18 protein-coding genes are annotated in these 18434 nt (G+C 59.6%); 4 read left to right on the top strand and 14 right to left on the bottom strand.

The window, feature by feature from the left end; genetic code table 11:
* Nucleotides 1–115: 115 nt before the first annotated feature.
* Nucleotides 116–898, bottom strand: coding sequence for a class I SAM-dependent methyltransferase (locus PMI27_RS08170; protein ID WP_008146717.1), 783 nt, complete (start codon nt 896–898; stop codon nt 116–118).
* Nucleotides 899–991: 93 nt separating this feature from the next.
* Between PMI27_RS08170 and PMI27_RS08175 the strand changes: the two genes are divergently transcribed.
* Nucleotides 992–1612, top strand: coding sequence for a hypothetical protein (locus PMI27_RS08175; RefSeq protein ID WP_008146719.1), 621 nt, complete (start codon nt 992–994; stop codon nt 1610–1612).
* Between the two features lie 13 nt (nt 1613–1625).
* Here PMI27_RS08175 and PMI27_RS08180 read toward each other — a convergent pair whose 3' ends face one another.
* From PMI27_RS08180 to ppc, 6 genes are all read right to left on the bottom strand, one after another.
* Nucleotides 1626–2447, bottom strand: coding sequence for an isocitrate lyase/PEP mutase family protein (locus PMI27_RS08180; RefSeq protein ID WP_024164587.1), 822 nt, complete (start codon nt 2445–2447; stop codon nt 1626–1628).
* Nucleotides 2448–2481: 34 nt separating this feature from the next.
* A complete protein-coding gene (locus tag PMI27_RS08185) occupies nt 2482–3342 on the bottom strand; it encodes a DUF72 domain-containing protein (protein ID WP_008156857.1) in 861 nt (286 codons plus the stop codon).
* Complete coding sequence (locus tag PMI27_RS08190; RefSeq protein WP_008156859.1) at nt 3342–3647, bottom strand: hypothetical protein; 306 nt, start codon at nt 3645–3647, stop codon at nt 3342–3344. The genes PMI27_RS08185 and PMI27_RS08190 overlap by 1 nt, the downstream gene beginning before the upstream one ends.
* Before the next feature lie 232 nt (nt 3648–3879).
* Nucleotides 3880–4554, bottom strand: a complete 675-nt coding sequence (gene tsaB, locus PMI27_RS08195; RefSeq protein ID WP_008156860.1) for a tRNA (adenosine(37)-N6)-threonylcarbamoyltransferase complex dimerization subunit type 1 TsaB — start codon at nt 4552–4554, stop codon at nt 3880–3882.
* 87 nt (nt 4555–4641) lie between these two features.
* Nucleotides 4642–5289 (bottom strand): adenylate kinase, encoded by a 648-nt coding sequence (gene adk / locus PMI27_RS08200; RefSeq protein ID WP_008156862.1) that lies wholly within the window; start codon nt 5287–5289, stop codon nt 4642–4644.
* Nucleotides 5290–5578: 289 nt separating this feature from the next.
* Nucleotides 5579–8209: a phosphoenolpyruvate carboxylase gene (ppc, locus tag PMI27_RS08205; RefSeq protein ID WP_008156863.1), complete on the bottom strand. Its 2631-nt coding sequence runs from the start codon at nt 8207–8209 to the stop codon at nt 5579–5581.
* 977 nt (nt 8210–9186) lie between these two features.
* On the opposite strand from ppc, the gene PMI27_RS08210 reads away from it, so the two are divergent.
* The 3 genes from PMI27_RS08210 to PMI27_RS08220 all read left to right on the top strand — a co-directional run bounded on the left by PMI27_RS08210 (nt 9187) and on the right by PMI27_RS08220 (nt 11157).
* Nucleotides 9187–9531 carry a hypothetical protein gene (locus PMI27_RS08210; protein ID WP_008156734.1) on the top strand — a complete coding sequence of 115 codons (345 nt, stop codon included), beginning with the start codon at nt 9187–9189 and terminating at the stop codon, nt 9529–9531.
* 374 nt (nt 9532–9905) lie between these two features.
* Nucleotides 9906–10319: a DUF4398 domain-containing protein gene (locus tag PMI27_RS08215; protein ID WP_008156737.1), complete on the top strand. Its 414-nt coding sequence runs from the start codon at nt 9906–9908 to the stop codon at nt 10317–10319.
* A gap of 49 nt (nt 10320–10368) precedes the next feature.
* A complete protein-coding gene (locus PMI27_RS08220) occupies nt 10369–11157 on the top strand; it encodes an OmpA family protein (protein ID WP_008156739.1) in 789 nt (262 codons plus the stop codon).
* 165 nt (nt 11158–11322) lie between these two features.
* On the opposite strand, the gene PMI27_RS08225 is transcribed toward PMI27_RS08220, so the two are convergent.
* From PMI27_RS08225 to prfB, 7 genes are all read right to left on the bottom strand, one after another.
* Complete coding sequence (locus PMI27_RS08225) at nt 11323–11652, bottom strand: hypothetical protein (RefSeq protein WP_008156741.1); 330 nt, start codon at nt 11650–11652, stop codon at nt 11323–11325.
* Nucleotides 11649–12563 carry an alpha/beta hydrolase gene (locus PMI27_RS08230; protein ID WP_008156743.1) on the bottom strand — a complete coding sequence of 305 codons (915 nt, stop codon included), beginning with the start codon at nt 12561–12563 and terminating at the stop codon, nt 11649–11651. Before PMI27_RS08230 ends, PMI27_RS08225 begins: the two co-directional genes overlap by 4 nt.
* A gap of 150 nt (nt 12564–12713) precedes the next feature.
* Nucleotides 12714–13991: a flavohemoglobin expression-modulating QEGLA motif protein gene (locus PMI27_RS08235; protein ID WP_008156746.1), complete on the bottom strand. Its 1278-nt coding sequence runs from the start codon at nt 13989–13991 to the stop codon at nt 12714–12716.
* Nucleotides 13992–14028: 37 nt separating this feature from the next.
* Nucleotides 14029–14583 (bottom strand): hypothetical protein, encoded by a 555-nt coding sequence (locus PMI27_RS08240; RefSeq protein WP_008156748.1) that lies wholly within the window; start codon nt 14581–14583, stop codon nt 14029–14031.
* A 146-nt stretch (nt 14584–14729) separates the two neighbouring features.
* Nucleotides 14730–15434: a TetR/AcrR family transcriptional regulator gene (locus tag PMI27_RS08245; protein WP_033053548.1), complete on the bottom strand. Its 705-nt coding sequence runs from the start codon at nt 15432–15434 to the stop codon at nt 14730–14732.
* A gap of 114 nt (nt 15435–15548) precedes the next feature.
* Entirely contained in the window at nt 15549–17051 is a 1503-nt protein-coding gene (gene lysS / locus PMI27_RS08250; RefSeq protein WP_008156753.1) for a lysine--tRNA ligase, read from the bottom strand.
* Nucleotides 17052–17122: 71 nt separating this feature from the next.
* Nucleotides 17123–18218, bottom strand: a protein-coding gene (gene prfB / locus PMI27_RS08255) for a peptide chain release factor 2 (RefSeq protein ID WP_134101818.1) whose coding sequence is annotated in 2 segments (ribosomal slippage) — nt 17123–18145 and nt 18147–18218 — 1095 coding nt in all. Because the reading frame shifts where the segments join, the coding sequence is not laid out codon by codon here.
* Nucleotides 18219–18434: the final 216 nt, after the last annotated feature.

Below are 18434 nucleotides of genomic sequence, written 5' to 3'. Positions count from 1 at the left end.
GGACCGACGCCATCGCGGGCAAGCCTTGCTCCTACAGGTTTGAAGCGATCACAAAATGTGTAAACGACATCAATCCGTAGGAGCAAAGCTTGCTCGCGAAGCAGGCGACGCGGTCTTAAGGCTTCAGCGCTTTCTTCGGATAAATATCATACCGGCTGGATTTACCGTCCAGCGCATGACTCGGCTTCGGCCCTTCGATGCATGGCGCCTTGCGCGGGCGCTTGACCACCACCCGGTGGCTGGCCAACGCCAACGCCGCTTCGAGCAGTGCAGGCGCATCCGGGTCATCGCCTACTAGCGGCCGGAACAGACGCATTTCCTTCTTCACCAAAGCCGTTTTCTCACGATGGGGAAACATCGGGTCGAGGTAGATCACCTGCGGCGGCTCGCCTTCCCAATTGCGCATCACCTCGATCGAATTGCCCTTGAGCAAGCGCATCCGCGCCACGATCGGCGCCACCTCAAAGTCTTCCGCGCCGCGTGCCAGGCCATCTTCAAGCAACGCGCCAATCAGCGGCTGACGCTCGATAAGGCTCATCTCGCAGCCCAGGCTCGCCAGCACGAACGCATCTTTGCCCAGCCCCGCCGTGGCATCCAGCACGCGCGGACGCACGCCTTGGGCAACCCCGACAGCCTTGGCGATCATCTGACCGCTGCCGCCGCCGTACAAGCGGCGATGGGCCGCACCGCCCTCGACAAAGTCCACCCGCACCGGCCCCGGCGCGTCCGGGCCCAGTTGCTGCAGCTGCAAACCCTGGTCGCCGACCTGCAAGGCGAACTCACCGTCATCCACCTGCATCGGCAAACCCAGGCGCTCGGCCCATTGTTCGGCCTGTGGCTGAAAAGTCGCGGCCAGGGCCTCGACGTGGATGCGGCAGGCCGCAGGTTGCTCAATCATGAGAAAACACGCTCAAAAAATTAATGATCGGCAAAAACGGCCGATAACAAAACTATCGAGCATTTTGCCAGAGCTGAGCGTCGACCGAGAGAAATGTCAGACATTCAACGCACATCGATAGGCTACATCTCGCCCCACGGCGATTTTGGCCTACGAAACTCCCAAGCACTGAGCGGCGTCAGTCACCTGTGGCAGGATTTCTTTGCCCAGGCCCTGGCCGATCAGTCGGGCGATGTCGTACCGGCTTCTCTCAACTTTCGACCGGTCGATCTCGACAGCCCGGTCGAACCCACCGTTGGCAGCGAACTGCTGGCGCACATCATTTCCCAGCGCGAATGCGATGTGAAAGAAACCGAGGTGCGCCCGCCCGAGCCACTGTTCCTGCCGATTGCCGAGTTCGAAATGGAGCTGGCCGACAAACCTTTCCCACCGTTCCCGGCACAGGAAATCGTTGCTCAGCAGAAGCAACAGGACTTCGAAAGCCGCTGGGTCCGCCCGATTGTGCTCACCGCAGGTCAGCCTGTACCGCAAGCAGGTCCAGCGCCACAACCGCGTCCGCTGCACCTGCCAATCGCCGAATTCGAACTCGATCTGCTGGACAAGCCATTCCCGCCGTTCTCGCCCGAAGAACTGGTGGAGCAACAGAAACAACTCGACTTCGATAACGGCTGGGCTCGCCCGATCGTACTGCAGAACCTTCGCATCGCCGCTTGAACCTCAGCGATCGTCAGCCTTTGAACATTTGATTGGCCTGGGCGTACGGCATGGAACGCGACGTGAACCCGAACGTGCCCGACGTCTTGATCTCTTCGGCAGCGCGGAAAAACTCGCCATAGGCTGCCAAGGCCAGCGCCGAACCGACGCTGATGCGTTTGACGCCCATTTCGCTCAACTGCTCGACCGTCAATTTCAGTCCGCCAGACATCAACACATTGACCGGTTTCGGCGCCACGGCACGGACCACCGCCAACACGTCTTCAGCGCTGCGCAGCCCTGGCGCATAAAGCACGTCGGCACCCGCTTCGGCAAACGCCTGCAAGCGGCGAATGGTATCGGCGAGATCAGGATTGCCGTGCAGAAAGTTCTCCGCGCGAGCGGTCAACATAAAGGGAAACGGCAAGCTGCGAGCGGCTGCCACGGCAGCCTCGATCCGCGCCACAGCATGTTCGAAGCAGTAGATCGGCGCTTCTTCACGGCCGGTGGCATCTTCGATAGAGCCGCCGACCGCACCGGCCTCTGCCGCACGCAAAATACTCTGTGCGCATTCGGCTGGATCGTCAGCGAAACCGTTTTCCAGATCGACGGCGACGGGCAGATCAGTTGCCGCAACAATCGCCCGAACGTTTGCCAGGGTATCGTCCAGCGTCAGCGCGCCATCGGGGCGGGCGTTGGAAAAGGCGTATCCGGCGCTGGTGGTCGCCAGCGCTTCGAAACCAAGGCTGGCGAGCATCTTCGCCGAGCCGGCATCCCACGGGTTGGGAATGACAAAAGCCCCTGCGCGTTCGTGCAGTGCTTTGAACGCTTGGGCTCGAAGGGTTTGCGCATCCATTTGGCAGGCTCCTGAAAAGGGCAGGGAATCCGCTTCAGAGCAGGTCAAGTTGCTCGGCAGCGGGCTCTCTGTATAGCTCAGGCAGCGGCGGCAGGCCAGGCAAACGTAGCATCAGCTTTGCGTGAAAACGTTGCGCCAGTTTGGCGGCCAGCAGGTTGTCGGCGGTGTGCAGGAAGATATAGGGCGTACGGCCCTCTTCGATCCACACGGCGATTTTCTCGATCCACGGCACCAGGAACGGGTCGTTGGCCTCCAGCTGCGGATGGCCGATGAAGCGCACCTGCGGACATGGCGTGAAGGCGGTCGGACGGGGCGGCACCCTGGGTTTTTTCGATTGGGCGTGAAGGACAGAGGGATCGGTCGATGTGCAGCTGAACAGCGCGCGGGGATCAAGGCAAATACGCTCGACACCGCGATCCAGTAACAGGCGATTGAGCATTCTCTCGGCATCGCCCTTGGCGAAGAAGTCGTCATGCCGCACTTCAACCGCCAGAGGCCGGTCCACAGCATCAATAAAACCGGCAAGCTCCGACAGTCGTTGCGGCGTAAAGCTTTTGGACAGTTGCAGCCACAGCGGTGAAACCCGTTCACCGAGGGGGCTGAGCAATTGCAGGAAGGTGTCGGCAGCGGTCAATTGTTCGCGCAGGTCACCGCTGTGGCTGATGTCGCCGGGGAACTTGGCTGTGAAGCGAAAGTGTTCGGGCATGGTCTCGGCCCAACGCTGCACGGTGGTCGCAGCCGGGCTCGCGTAGAAGGTCGTATTGCCTTCCACAGCGTTAAATACTTGGGAATAGAGATTCAGAAATTCGGCGGGTTTTGCGTCTTGCGGATACAAGTAGTCGCGCCAGGCGTTTTCACTCCAGGACGGACAGCCCAGGTAGTAAGGCAACTGCATCAGATGTACAGGTCGAGGCCCAGCACATCCGAATCCCAATCGACAAAACCGGCGGTGCTCAGGTAGCTGGCCAGGGCCTTCGCGACACTGCTGCTCATGGCACGGTGATAAAGCATGTCTTGTTGACGGGCGGGGAGATTACTCAAGCGTTGCGCAGAGGCTTTGGCAGCGCGGGCGGCCATTTGCTCTTCGGATGGAATTTCCAGCTCGCCGTCGATATCGACATAGTCGTCATCCGCCACAGGGCCTTTGCGAGGCTTGCGCTTGATGGGGTAGGACTGAGAGGGAACGCCGTCTATACGCATGAGTACATGTCCGGTATCAGTGATGGCAGTTTAGTGGCGCATAGCCCACTTCGCAAACCGCCGAGTGATAACTAGAACACAGAAAATGGAAAAGGTTTAAAAGCTGGGAGCATAAAACGACGATTGGCTACATTCGTTAGATCGCTATCGCGAGCAGGCTCGCTCCCACAGGTTTTGCGCTAACCCTGTGGGAGCGAGCCTGCTCGCGATAGGACCGACTCAGTCTCGGAATTTAACGCGCTTTGGGTGTCGCGACTTTATCGCGCAAGTACACCGGCTGAGCCTCATCAGCCACGATCGCCTCACCCCGCGCCCAGGCAAAACGTGCCAGGGTCAGCAGGTCTTCAGCGTGAGGCAACATACCCGCATCCTGCCCGATCAGGCTGACGGCGATTCGCTCGGCATAACCCCAGCCAGTGCCGGCGCCAAACCACTCACCGCTGGCGTCAGCCGGCAACGCGGCCACTTCTGGCGGCAGCACCGCTTCATTGCCGACCAGGCGCATCTCCCCCGCCGTTTCGCGGTAGCAACCCCAATACACTTCATCCATGCGCGCATCGATGGCGGACGCAACCTGGCTCACGCCATGTTCGCGATAGGCCCGCTGCGCCAGCACGGCCAGGTTCGATACTGGCAACACCGGACGATCCAGCGCAAACGCCAGCCCCTGCACCACGCCGATGGCGATCCGCACGCCGGTGAACGCCCCCGGACCACGGCCGAACGCGATTGCATCGACCGCTTGCAGGGTGGTCCCGGCATCCGCCAGCAACTGCTGAATCATCGGCAGCAACTTCTGCGCATGCAGGCGCGGGATCACCTCGTAATGGCTCGTGACTTTGCCGTCATGCAGCAAGGCAACGGAGCAAGCTTCAGTCGCGGTGTCCAGGGCCAGCAAGGTGCTCATCGATGTTTCCGTAAGAGAGGTCAGAAAAAGTGCGCCAGTATAAACAACTACGGCCCGCAAGCGGGCCGTAGAAGATGAAGCGTTTTTTTAGCTCAGTGCTTCAAGCACTTTACCGGTGATCACTTCAACCGAGCCAACACCTTCGACGTGGCTGTACTTCGGTTTGCCTTGAGCGGCGGACAGCTCCTGGTAAAACTTCACCAGAGGCTCGGTCTGGGCGTGGTAGACCGACAGGCGATGACGCACGGTTTCTTCAGTGTCATCTTTGCGCTGCACCAGCTCGTCGCCGGTGATGTCGTCTTTACCGGCAATTTTTGGCGGGTTGTAGACGATGTGGTACACGCGGCCGCTGGCCTCGTGAACACGACGGCCAGCGATACGCTGAACGATGTCTTCGTCTTTAACGTCGATTTCCAACACGTGGTCCAGCTCGACGCCGGCCTTCACCAGGGCTTCAGCCTGAGGAATGGTGCGCGGGAAACCGTCGAACAGGAAACCGTTGGCGCAATCAGCCTGGCTGATGCGTTCCTTGACCAGGTTGATGATCAGGTCATCGGAAACCAGACCACCGCTGTCCATGACGCTCTTGGCGATCAGGCCCAGCTCGGTGCCGGCCTTGACCGCAGCACGCAGCATGTCGCCAGTGGAGATTTGCGGAATGCCGAATTTTTCGGTGATGAACTTAGCCTGAGTACCTTTACCGGCCCCGGGAGCTCCCAGCAGAATGACGCGCATCGATGTGCTCCTCAATTTTTTATATAGATAACGTCAGATTCGCCTCGTGGGGCCAATCTCAAAAAAAGGGTCGTGACCGCCCAAACGGTCAAAGGCTGATCAAGATACACAGCAGGCCCGGACCACACAAGCCGCCGAAAGTCGGAGAAACCCGCGCCTGATGTGACCTTTCGTCGGGGTAACCCTAGTCGCAACCCCATCACTAACTGTCGCCTGGCAGCACTTTTCAACCCCTCGCCCACAGGCAACTCGACGCTCGCGCCGAGTGCCTTGAACCACGACGAAAACCTTAGCCGGTATTACGCAAACCGGCGGCAATCCCCGCCACAGACACCAGCAGCGCTTGTTCTACCGGGCTGCCCTGCGCCACTTCCTGTTGTCGCGAACGCGCCAACAACTCAGCCTGCAATAGATGAAGAGGGTCGAGGTAAGTGTTGCGCAAGCGGATGAATTCAAGCGTGGCTGGGCTATGTGCCAGTAGCTGCGACTGACCGGTCAGCCCCAGGACCACCGAGCAGGCCTGCGACAATAGGTCGCGTAAATGCGCACCCAAAGGAAGCAGATCCGGCTCGACCAAACGCTCATCGTAGGACCGGGCGATATCGGCATCGGCCTTGGCCAACACCATTTCCAGCATATCGATGCGCGTGCGGAAGAACGGCCACTGCTCACGCATCTGCCCCAGCAGCTCACCTTCGCCGCGCTCCAGCGCCTTGCTCAGCGCAGCTTCCCAGCCGAGCCACGCCGGCAACATCAGACGCGTCTGGGTCCAACCGAAGATCCACGGGATCGCCCGCAGGCTTTCAATCCCGCCGGCGCGGCGCTTGGCCGGGCGACTGCCCAGCGGCAAGCGTCCCAGTTCCTGCTCCGGGGTGGACTGGCGGAAATACTCAACGAACTGCGGATTTTCCCGCACCACGGCGCGATAAGCGCTGACACCGTCAGCGGCCAATTCGTCCATCAGATTGCGCCAGGCTGGCTCTGGTGGCGGCGGAGGCAGCAAGGTCGCTTCCAGTACCGCCGCCAGGTACAGGTTGAGGTTCTGCTCGGCGATGTCCGGCAGGCCAAATTTGAAACGAATCATTTCCCCCTGCTCGGTGGTGCGGAAACGCCCCGCCACCGAACCCGGCGGCTGCGACAGAATCGCCGCGTGTGCCGGGCCGCCGCCGCGCCCCACGGTGCCACCGCGACCGTGGAACAACAGCAGTTCCACTTGCTGCTCGCGGCAGATGTCGACCAAGCGCTCCTGCGCCCGATACTGCGCCCAGGCCGCTGCCGTCGTGCCGGCGTCCTTGGCCGAATCCGAGTAGCCAATCATCACTTCCTGCGGCCCTTGCAGGCGCGAGCGATAACCGGGCAGCAGCAACAGTTTTTCGATCACCGGGCCGGCGTTGTCGAGGTCGGCCAGGGTTTCAAACAGCGGCACCACACGCATCGGCCGCAACACGCCGGACTCTTTGAGCAGCAGTTGCACGGCCAACACGTCGGAAGCGGCGCCGGCCATGGAGATCACATAAGAACCGAGCGATGCGCCCGGTGCAGCAGCGATTTCCCGGCAGGTTGCCAGCACCTCAGCGGTGTCGGCCGATGGCTTGAAGTACGCCGGCAACAACGGCCGGCGGTTGTTCAGTTCGCGCATCAGGAAAGCGATGCGCTCTTCCTCGCTCCAGTCCTCGTAGCGCCCCAGGCCCAGGTAATCGGTGATCTCGGTCATCGCCGCGGTATGTCGCGTCGAGTCCTGACGCACATCGAGCCGTACCAGGAACAGCCCGAACGTCACCGCCCGGCGTAGGCAATCGAGCAGCGGACCATCAGCGATCACGCCCATGCCGCACTCATGCAGCGAGTGGAAGCACAGCTCCAGCGGATCAAGCAGCTCGCGGTTGTTTTGCAACACATCGGCGGGTGCCGGCGTGGTCTGCGTCAAGGAGGCGTGAGCCCAGTTACGCGTCGCGCGCAGGCGTTCACGCAGCTGTTTAAGCACCGCACGGTAAGGTTCGGCGCTGTCCCCGGCCTTGGCCTTCAAGTCATCGCTGGCCTGCTGCATCGACAACTCGGCCGCCAGGTGATCGACATCGCGCAAGTACAAGTCCGCGGCCATCCACCGCGCCAGCAGCAAGACTTCACGGGTCACGGCGGCGGTCACGTTGGGGTTGCCGTCCCGGTCACCGCCCATCCACGAGGCAAAGCGAATCGGCGCTGCCTCCAGTGGGAGGTGCAGGCCAGTGGCGTCATGCAGGGCTTTATCAGCCTTGCGCAAATAGTTGGGGATCGCCTGCCACAGCGAATGCTCGATCACCGCGAAGCCCCACTTGGCTTCATCTACGGGGGTTGGGCGGGTGCGGCGGATTTCTTCGGTGTGCCAGGCTTCGGCGATCAGGCGCTGCAACTTCGTGTGGATCTGCTCGCGTTCGGCAGTGGTCAGGTCGCGATGGTCCTGGGCGGCCAGTTGCGCGGCAATCGCGTCGTACTTCTGGATCAGCGTGCGGCGCGCGACTTCGGTCGGGTGCGCCGTCAGCACCAACTCAATCTCCAGCCGACCCAGTTGCCGGGCCAGGGATTCGGCGCTATGGCCTTCAGCACTCAGCCGGGCGAGCAGTTCCGGCAGTACTCGCGCTTCGAACGGTGCAGGTTGTGACTCTTCACGACGGTGAATCAGCTGATATTGCTCGGCGATATTGGCCAGGTTGAGAAACTGGTTGAACGCCCGCGCCACCGGCAGCAACTCCTCTTCGCTCAATTGGTTGAGGCTGGCGCTCAGTTCAGCGTCCATTGAACCGCGACGGTCGGCTTTGGCGCCTTTGCGGATCTGCTCGATCTTGTCGAGAAAACCGTCCCCGTACTGTTCACGAATGGTGTTGCCCAATAGCTCACCCAACAGGTGAACATCCTCGCGCAAGCGTGCATCAATATCGGTCATCAGCAGTTCTCCAGCGAAAATCCGGGTGACTTGGTGTCCATGCTCTTGAGTTAGAGAGTGCCGCTGTAAAGCGGTTCTTACAAGCGGACGGCGATGGGAATGCTGTTCGGCCGAGAAAGTTTTGGGATTGGGGTTGGGATTGAGGTTGCTGGGGGCATATCCGTTTCTGCGGTGATGGCTGCTGGCGGTTTCGCTCTTACAGCGACTCCCTTTTCCAAACGCCGAAAAGGAAGCAAAACGCTTTGCCCCTCCATTCGGTGCCTCGCTGTGGCTCGGCATGCCCTCACTCCGGCATTGCTCCGGGGGCCCGCCGCCATCGGCCATCCATGGCCGGGGGCGGCTACCGCGGCATCCTTGCCGCGGTGCCCCCTGCGCAATGCCTGCGTTCGGCCTCTGGGAAAGGGGCAACAGATCAAAATCAAAAACCACAGCCACAGCAACGGCAAGATCAAAAGATCGCAGCCTCGCTTCGCTCGACAGCTCCTACAGGGGGGAGGGGGTGTACGCACGCTTCTCACCACTCAACAGGCCGAGCGTTAGCTCGCCTGCAGCTTTTGATCTTGATGCACCGCCGCCTCGAGAGGCCGAGTGGAGGTTCTGCGCAGTGGGCAACCCGGCATGGATGCCGGGTTAGCCGCCCCCGGCCATGGATGGCCGATGGCGGCGGGCCCACGGAGCAGGACCGGAGCGAGGGCATGCCGAGCCACAGCGAGGCACCGAACGACAGGGGCAAGAGCCCTTGGTTACTTGGGGCTTTTCCAAGTGACTCGCTGTAAGAGCGAAACCGCCAGCAGCCATCACCGCAAAAACGGATATACACCCAATCCCCCAATGAACCCCAACGTAATAGGACGACGAAGGGACTTTAAACCTTGAGCGTTAAAGCTAGTCTGAAGAGTAAGCCTTACAACGGCTGCCACCGGCGATTGCCGGACACTGACACTGCCTGCCACGAGCAGCTGCGCATTGAGGTCACTATGAAAATCCGCGAGCTTGCCCATCACTGGGAAGAAAACGCCAAAGGTCGCCTGACCGACACCGGATACTCGATTCATCTGGATGTGGAGGCCGCCGCACGGCTGGCAGCCATTATCGAGATGTACCCCAAACGGCAGCCCGAAGAACTGCTCGGCGAGCTGATTGGCGCCGCCCTGGAAGAGCTCGAAAAAAGCTTCCCGTATGTGAAGGGCTCGACCGTTGTGGCCACCGACGAAGAAGGTGATCCGCTGTACGAAGACATCGGTCCGACTCCGCGTTTTCTCGCATTGTCCCGTCGTCATTTGCACGATTTGTCGGCCGTCGACGACAAACAGAAACACTGATCCTACCGATTGAACCTGTGGGAGCGAGCCTGCTCGCGAAGGCGTCAGCGCATTCAACATCAGGTTGACTGAACGACCGCTTTCGCGAGCAGGCTCGCTCCCACATGAGTTGCTGTCCCCTTCAAAAATTGCGTATTACCCACCGAAAAAAGGTTGGGGATAGTGCTGCACATCGCCAAAGTTCCAGAGTTAGAGCCTTGTCCGTTCGGTCAAAGTTTTTCGAGCAATGGGCCATATTCTCTGAACTTTCGAAAAACACCACGGGTCACACCCATTAACCACGCCTGGGACGGCCGTTTCAAAACACCCCCGGAAATTGAAGGTTGCGGCTCCATACCCAGGATGGATTTTTAAGTTTTTCAGGAGTTTTTCCAATGGAGTTGAAGACCATGAAGACCCGAACTGCCAAATCCTCGTTCCCCCCTCTGCGTAGCCTGAAACTGGCTGCACTGGCCATCGGCAGCAGCCTCGTTCTGGCCGGTTGTGCCGGTAATCCGCCAAGCGAGCAATTCGCCGTGACGGAATCGGCGGTCAACAGCGCCGTCAGTGCAGGCGGTACCGAATTCGCGGCAGTGGAAATGAAATCCGCCCAGGACAAGCTCAAACAAGCCGAAATCGCCATGCACGACAAAAAGTATGACGAAGCCAAAGTCCTGGCCGAACAGGCCGAGTGGGACGCTCGCGTGGCTGAGCGCAAAGCCCAGGCGATCAAAGCTGAACAGGCTGTGAAGGACTCTCAGAAAGGTGTTCAAGAACTGCGTCAGGAAAGCCAGCGCACTGTGCAATAAGCGGCGCGGCACGACGTACTTCTTACTCGACTAAAAGGACGAAACCACCATGCGTAAACAATTGATGATCCCTGCCCTGCTGGCCGCAAGCGTTGCACTGGCTGCCTGCTCCACGCCGCCGAACGCGAACCTGGAACAGGCCCGCAGCAACTACACCGGCCTGCAAACCAACCCGCAAGCCAGCAAAGTCGCGGCGTTGGAAACCAAGGAAGCCAGCGATTACCTGGACAAGGCCGAAAAGGCTTATCAGGACAAAGAAGACCAGGCCAAGGTCGATCAACTGGCTTACCTGACCAATCAACGTGTTGAAGTGGCGAAGCAGACCATCGCCCTGCGCAACGCCGAAGCCAATTTGAAGAATGCTTCCGCGCAGCGTGCCCAGGCTCGTCTGGATGCCCGCGATGCGCAGATCAAGCAATTGCAGGACAGCCTGAACGCCAAGCAGACCGATCGCGGTACCTTGGTGACGTTCGGTGATGTGTTGTTTGCCACTGACAGGGCTGACCTGAAGTCCAGCGGTCTGGTGAACATCAACAAACTGGCGCAGTTCCTTTCGGAAAACCCTGATCGCAAAGTGATCGTCGAGGGCTACACCGACAGCACGGGCACTGCAAACCACAACCAGTCGCTGTCCGAGCGTCGTGCCGGTTCCGTACGCACGGCGCTGGTGAAAATGGGCGTTGATCCCGCGCGTATCGTGGCCCAGGGTTACGGCAAGGAATACCCGGTGGCCGAGAACAGCAGCGTCTCGGGCCGTGCGATGAACCGTCGGGTGGAAGTGACCATTTCCAACGACAACCAGCCGGTGATCCCGCGTTCGGCTATTAGCTCGAACTAAGCTTCGCCTGCTGAAACACAAAAGCCCCGCCTGAGTCGATCAGGCGGGGCTTTTGTTTTTAAGATCAAAAGATCGCAGCCTCGTTTCACTCGACAGCTCCTACAGAAGCGCGCGGTCTATGTAGGAGCTGTCGAGTGAAACGAGGCTGCGATCTTTTCGGGCGCGCTACGGTTGCAGCTTCTGCGGGGTTTCCTCGCCCATGCAGCGCACCGCTTTTTTCTTGTTGTTAACCAACACGCCGCTCAGGCCTTTCTGTTCGGTGTCGAACATCACCAGCACGCCATCGATGCACTGCGCGACTTGCGAGGCCGGCTCCAGGGAGACTTTGTAGTCTTCGCCCGGCACAGTCTTGAGCATGGTGAAGTCGCTGAGCAGCAGCGCATCTTCGGGTTTGGCGAAGTGCAGGTAGCCGTAGAACCACAGGGCTCCGACAGTACCGAGGATGCTGCAGATACCGGTGATGATCAGCGGGATGGCGTTACGTTCTTCACTCATTGCGGACTCTCTGGTGGTTCATCTTCAGAATTTTTCGGCGCCGGGTAATTCGGGACTTCACCCAGGCGGCGCAGACCATTGAAATGCTGCGGGTCGTCGAGAAAACGCAGCATGACTTTGCGCCAGACCGGGTCGGCGAACGTCTGCACATGACCGCCACGGGTCAGTTGCAGCACCCGCGGCGGCGGCGCAGCTTGATACAGACGGATGCCGTTGGAAAGGGGCACGATCGGATCGTCGATGCTGTGGTAGATCAGTTTCGGCACGCCATTGAGCTGCGCCATGGAGTTGATCGCGCTGTCGCCATCCGGCACCAGCCAGGACAGCGGCACCTGGAATGTCCAGAAAACCCATGAGTTGCTCAACGCAAAGCGGCCGACACTGCGATAACTGGCAGGCACGCCGTCAAGCACGAAGGCCTTGAGTTGCTTCTGCCGTTCGGGGTGTTGAACGAGATAGTGAACGGCCATCGAACCGCCGAGGCTCTGACCCAGAAGGATCAACGGCTTGCCTTTGACCTCCGGCGCCTGGTCGAGCCATTTGAACGCGGCGTCGATGTCCTGATAGATCGCCGGCAAACTCGGTTTGCCTTCAGACAGCCCGTAACCGCGATAATCCACCAGCAGCACTTGATACCCTTCTTTCGGTAACCACCAGCTCCCCCCAAGGTGCATGGGCAGGTTGCCGCCGTTACCGTGCAAATGCAGCACCGTGCCTTTGACCTCGACACCTTGTTTGGCCGGCAACCACCAGCCGTGCAGCTTGAGGCCGTCGGCGGTGGTCAAGGTGACGTCGCGGTATTCGAGTTTGGCTTTTTCCGGGGTAAACAGCTGGCCGGGCTCAGGGTAGAACAGCAGCGAGCTGCAGCCGCTCAACGTCAGGAGAAGGCAGAAGAAGCCGAGGATTCTCATCCGATGAAACCTCGCAAAAATAGGGGTTGAAACACACCGCCAACCTGTAGGAGCAAGGCTTGCCCGCGATGGCGGTGTGTCAGACAACATCAATGTCGAATGTTAGTCCGCCATCGCGGGCAAGCCTTGCTCCTACAGGAAAGGCGTTGTTCACAGAATGTTGGAGTAATCCGCTTCGATCCGGTCCAGGCTCAGGTGATTGAGGAAGTTGGAGAAGCACATCCACGCCGACAGTGCGTTCAGGTCACGGAACTGATCCGGCAAATACTTCGGCGGCACCACCAGCCCTTCGTCCACCAATTGGCGCAAGGTCCGCATGTCTTCCAGCGTGGTCTTGCCGCAAAACAGCAGCGGAATCTGCTCAAGCTTGCCTTTACGCACGGCCAACTGAATGTAGTTGTAAACCATGATAAAGCCCTTGAGGTAGGACAAGTCTTTGGTAAATGGCAGACCTGTCGGCACCGAGCCACGGAAAACCCGACTGGCGTTGCCGTAGCTTTCGGCCATTTCAAAGCCTTGCTCGCGGAAGAACTCGAAGATCTGCAGGAAGTCCGCGCCCTCCTCCACCATGTGAATGGCGCGGGTGCGGTTGGTCAGTTTGCGCAGGCGACTCGGGTACGAGGCGAAGGTGATGATTTCCATCAGGATCGCCAGGCCTTCCTGAGTCACTGTCGACGACGGCGGGCCTTTGGAGAGGAAGGTGCAGATCGGCTGGTTCAGACCATTGAGCGTGGTCCCCACATGCACCAGCCCTTCGTGGACTTCCAGAGCGCGCACGTCACGGTCGTTGAACATCGCGTCGGCGCGGATCTTGATGTAGTCGGCGCCGGCCGCCGCATCGGCGACGATCCCGTCGGACTCGAATACGCGAATGGTTTCCTCGGCCTCGCCGAACACCTTGTTCAAGCGGGTTTGCAGCAGGTGGACGGCTTCCTTGGCGGTGAGGAGTTTCGGTTCGTCCTTCAGGTCGCCACGGCCATCGATGTTGTTCAGGTAATCCGAGAGCATCAGGCCCAGGTCGGAAAGGGTCGGATCGCCGGCGTGGAACGCGTCGGAAGCGGCACCGTAAAGCTCCTGTGAAATCAGCCCGAAATCCTCGGTGCCGCGCGCTTCGAGCATGCGCACCACCATCCGGTATTCCTTGCACATGCGGCGCATGATCTGGCCGACCGGGTTGAACTGACCAAGCTGACGGGTGATGTCGCGCTCGATGTTCTGGAATTCCAGCTTCACCTTGCTGGAGTCGAACGCCAGCGGCCGGTTCAGGTAGTAATCGCGGTCCACCGCCGGCATTTCCTTGCCCTTGGCCTTGAGGAAAGCCTTGCGGATGTTGTCGTCCCACTTCACCGCATCCAGGACGCGAATCGGCGTCTGCGCCAGCACAATGCGATCGGACAAAATGCGTATCGACTGCTGGTAATCGTCCACCCGAAACTCCTGTAGAAAAACCGTTTACGTGCTGGGTTTATTTGGCTTTGGCCAGGCGCTGATAGCGCACGGCCTCGACGAACACATCGGAATTGGCCGGGTCGTCAAGGTAGGTGAAGACCTGGTCCAGATTGTTGTTGATCAACACGCCGTCGCCGTCGTCGGTCTGGAAGCCTTCGCCGCTGAGGACTTTTTGCCTCAGGGCCTGGTTGATCTGCTCGAGGTCGAGGTTATAGACCACCAGCTCATGCTTATCGGTGAGTTCAAAACCCAAGAGCGTGAAATGCCCACCGAATTGCGCCGGCACCTTGGCCGACAAGTACCAGCGACTGCCATGGCGAGTCACCGTGAAGGGATAGGCTTCACGCTCCTTGGGTTTAGCCTTGAAGTAGCTGACGGCCTGATAGTGATTGTCGCCCAGGCGCGTCAGCTCCAGATTGAGCGGCTCGCCCCAGGCGTTGGTGCTGGTCCATTTGCCGAGCAACCCTTTAGGCGCGGGCTCGCTCGAGGGCAGCGGCTCCTTGAAGGTCACCAGACAGCCGCTGAGCAGCAGGAACGACAAGGCGATCACAACGACACGCCAGGCTTTCATTCAACACTCCCTATGAACACACGCCGATCTAATGTGGGAGCGGGCTTGCTCGCGAAAGCGGGACAACATTCGACATTAATGGCGACTGACACACCGTCTTCGCGAGCAAGCCCGCTCCCACAGGGTTGAGCGTACAACCCTGAGGATCACACCGACGCCAATACCAGGTGCATGTAGCGGGTCAGGATGCCGAGCATTTCGGCTTCGGCGACAGGCTCGGCGTCGTTGAGCAGGCCCTGATATTCCATCCGTCCGATAATCGCCGTCAACACTTTGGCATCCTGTTGTGGCTCGCGGGAACCCAACACCTCGAAAAAATGGCAGGTGCCTTGCAGAAGAATTTGCTGATGCGAGCGCACCAACACCGCCAGGCGCGGGTTCAACAGGGCCTCCTGACGGAACGCCTGCTCGGCCATCAAGTGTTCGCGACGGTTGTGCAATTGACGCTGCACATAATCGGCGGTCAGCCGCGCGATATCGTCGGCCAGCTGTGAACGGGACTCGGGGCTGCCATCGCCATAAGCAACCATCTCGCGCAGCAGACCTTCGTTGCTGGCCCACAACTTGGCCATGAACGCCGCGCTGCGCTCCACGTATTGGGCAAAGGTATCGGTGAGCAGGTCATCGATGTCCTTGAAATAGTAAGTGGTGGCCGACAGCGGTACACCGGCCTCGGCGGCCACCGCGCGGTGACGCACGGCCCGCACGCCATCGCGCACGACAATGCGCATCGCCGCATCGAGAATGTCCTGTCGACGCTGTTCACTGCCCTGTCGGCTGGCCTTGCGACCCTGGTACTGAACACTTTCAGCGACCGCAGTGGCGACGTCCGCTGCACCTTCTTGAGCAATTGCACGGTTCACGACAGGTATTCCTCTCTTACTTCAAAAGTAACCAATTGATACGTTTGTACCAGACAGGCAATAAAAAGCCGCCTGTTTTAGGCGGCTTTTTTATCGAAACACTTACGCTTGCGGCCGCATGTGCGGGAACAGGATCACGTCGCGGATCGACGGGGAGTTGGTCAGCAGCATCACCAGACGGTCGATGCCGATACCTTCACCGGCCGTTGGCGGCATGCCGTACTCCAGCGCGCGAACGAAGTCGGCGTCGTAGTGCATGGCCTCGTCGTCGCCGGCGTCCTTGTCAGCCACCTGCGCCATGAAGCGCTCAGCCTGGTCTTCCGCGTCGTTCAACTCGGAGTAGGCGTTGGCGATTTCGCGGCCACCGATGAACAGTTCGAAACGGTCAGTGACGTTCGGGTTGTCGTCGTTACGACGGGCCAGCGGCGACACTTCGAACGGGTATTGAGTGATGAAGTGCGGCTGCTCCAGCTTATGCTCGACCAACTCTTCGAAAATCATCACCTGCAGTTTGCCCAGACCTTCGAAGCCCAGCACCTTGGCGCCGGCCTTCTTGGCGATGGCGCGGGCCTTCTCGATATCAGTCAGGTCGTCAGCGGTCAGCTCAGGGTTGTACTTGAGGATCGAGTCGAACACCGACAGACGCACGAACGGTTCGCCGAAGTGGAACACTTTGTCGCCGTAAGGCACGTCGGTGCTGCCCAGAACCAGCTGCGCCAGCTCGCGGAACAGCTCTTCGGTCAGGTCCATGTTGTCTTCGTAGTCGGCGTAAGCCTGGTAGAACTCCAACATGGTGAATTCAGGGTTGTGACGAGTCGAAACGCCTTCGTTACGGAAGTTGCGGTTGATCTCGAAGACCTTTTCAAAACCACCGACCACCAGACGCTTGAGGTACAGCTCAGGCGCGATACGCAGGAACATTTCCATGTCCAGCGCGTTGTGGTGAGTCTCGAACGGCTTGGCTGCCGCGCCACCCGGAATGGTTTGCAGCATCGGCGTTTCCACTTCCAGGAAGTCACGCTGCATCAGGAAGCTGCGGATGTGCGCAATCACTTGCGAACGTACGCGGAAGGTCTGACGCACTTCTTCGTTGACGATCAGGTCAACGTAACGCTGGCGATAGCGCTGTTCGGTGTCGGTCAGGCCGTGGTGTTTGTCTGGCAGCGGACGCAGGGACTTGGTCAGCAGGCGCACTTCAGTCATTTCGACGTACAGGTCGCCCTTGCCGGAACGCGCCAGGGTGCCAACGGCTGCGATGATGTCGCCCATGTCCCAGGTTTTCACCGAGGCCAGGGTTTCTTCGGACAGGGTTTTACGGTTGACGTAGACCTGAATGCGACCGGTCATGTCCTGGATCACCATGAACGAGCCACGGTTGAGCATGATGCGACCGGCAACCTTGACCGGGATCGCAGCCTCTGCCAGCTCTTCCTTGGTCTTGTCCGCGTACTGTTTCTGCAAGTCTTCGCAGTAGTTGTCGCGGCGGAAGTCGTTCGGGAAGGCATTGCCCTTGGCGCGCTCGGCAGCCAGCTTTTCCTTGCGCAGGGCGATCAGGGAGTTTTCTTCCTGTTGCAGGGCTTGCGGGTCGAGTTCTAGGTCGCTCATGTCTTTAAAAATTCCATCACAGGTTCGTTGCCCCCGCGGGTGGCAGGGGACTTAAGGTCTTGACTGGCGGTTTACAGGCCTTGCTTCAGGCTGGCCACCAGGTATTCGTCGATGTCGCCGTCGAGCACCTTGTCGCAGTCGCTGCGTTCGATGTTAGTGCGCAAATCCTTGATTCGCGACGCATCGAGTACATACGAGCGGATCTGGTGACCCCAGCCGATGTCGGACTTGGTGTCTTCCAGCGCCTGGGAAGCGGCGTTACGTTTCTGCACTTCCTGCTCGTACAAGCGCGCCCGCAACATTTTCATCGCGGTGTCTTTGTTGGCGTGCTGGGAGCGTTCGTTCTGGCAACTGACCACGGTGTTGCTCGGTACGTGCGTAATACGGACGGCCGAGTCGGTGGTGTTTACGTGCTGACCACCGGCACCGGAGGAGCGGTAGGTATCGATGCGCAGGTCCGACGGGTTGATGTCGATTTCGATGTTGTCATCGATTTCCGGTGACACGAACACGGCCGAGAACGAGGTGTGGCGACGGTTGCCGGAGTCGAACGGGCTCTTGCGCACCAGACGGTGCACGCCGATTTCGGTACGCAACCAGCCAAAGGCATATTCGCCCTTGATGTGCACGGTCGCGCCCTTGATCCCGGCGACTTCACCGGCCGACAGTTCCATGATGGTCGCATCGAAACCGCGTTTGTCAGCCCAGCGCAGGTACATGCGCAGCAGGATGTTGGCCCAGTCCTGGGCCTCGGTGCCACCGGAGCCGGCCTGGATGTCCAGGTAGGCGTTGTTGGCATCCATTTCACCGCTGAACATGCGACGGAATTCGAGTTTTTCCAGGGATTCGCGCAGGCGCTCGACTTCGGCAGCGACGTCATCGACGGCGGCCTGGTCTTCTTCTTCGGCGGACATCAGCAGCAGGTCTTTGGCGTCGGCCAGGCCTGTGTGCATTTCGTCGAGGGTTTCGACGATCTGCGCCAGCAGGGACCGCTCGCGGCCCAGTTCCTGAGCGTACGACGGGTTGTTCCAGACAGACGGATCTTCAAGCTCGCGATTGACTTCAGTCAGACGCTCATGCTTTTGATCGTAGTCAAAGATACCCCCGAATAGTTTCGGAGCGCTCGGACAGGTCCTTGATACTGTTAAGGATCGGGTTGATTTCCATGGCGGGCAGCACTCGTTGGCGAACTTTTTAAAGCCGGCGAGTATAACGTAATCAGGCTGTCACGGCAGCCCGCCTGGCGGCTTTAGGGGGTTCTTTATCGGGCTTGAGATCGCTCCCCCTCACCCTAACCCTCTCCCCAAGGGGCGAGGGGACTGACCTAAGTGTCTTGCGAAATACTGCGACCTGAAAATTCCGAGTCGAACTCAGGTTCTGAAA

This window comes from Pseudomonas sp. GM41(2012), from assembly GCF_000282315.2.
Lineage (GTDB): Bacteria > Pseudomonadota > Gammaproteobacteria > Pseudomonadales > Pseudomonadaceae > Aquipseudomonas.
Note: the sequence above shows the minus strand (reverse complement) of the source record. Positions and strands in the feature narration are given on the sequence as shown.